The 746-nt window shown below is 49.9% G+C and carries 1 protein-coding gene; it reads left to right on the forward strand.

All coding sequences use genetic code 11. The features are described 5' to 3' along the window. A partial coding sequence (locus R7O12_RS26595; RefSeq protein ID WP_318127069.1) for a BCCT family transporter occupies window positions 1-746 on the forward strand: 746 nt, incomplete at both ends.

The raw sequence follows: 746 nt of genomic DNA on the forward strand, positions 1-746 counted from the left end.
GATGTTCTGGAGTGTGGCAGAACCAGTGGCTTACTTCACTGGTTGGTACGAAACGCCACTTGGCGTAGAAGCAAACTCACCAGAAGCCGCACGTTTGGCGCTAGGCGCGACGATGTTCCACTGGGGTCTCCACCCTTGGGCAATTTACGGCGTTGTGGCACTTTCACTTGCATTTTTCACCTACAACAAAGGTTTGCCTCTATCAATGCGTTCGATCTTTTACCCATTATTGGGCGATCGCGCTTGGGGCTGGGCTGGCCATATCGTTGATATTCTTGCAGTACTTGCCACGCTATTTGGTCTAGCGACATCACTTGGTTTGGGCGCTCAGCAGGCGGCAAGTGGTATTCACCATGTATTTGGTGTTGAACCTGGTTTAGGTTTGCAAATTGTAGTTATCACTGTGGTTACTCTGCTCGCAGTGGTTTCTGTTGTTCGCGGTATCGACGGCGGCGTAAAAGTGATCAGTAACATCAACATGGTTGTAGCGTTTTTGCTGCTTATCCTTGTTGGTTTGATTGGCTGGGCGGCGAGTTTAGGCTCGATCCCAACAACATTAATGGCGTACGTAGAAAACATCATTCCATTGAGTAACCCGTTTGGTCGTACCGACGAAGCTTGGTTCCAAGGCTGGACGGTATTCTACTGGGCTTGGTGGATCTCTTGGTCACCATTCGTTGGTATGTTCATCGCTCGCGTTTCACGTGGCCGTACAGTACGTGAGTTCATCACAGCGGTACTGATTG

The sequence above is a fragment of the Vibrio sp. Vb1574 genome (genome assembly GCF_033338675.1).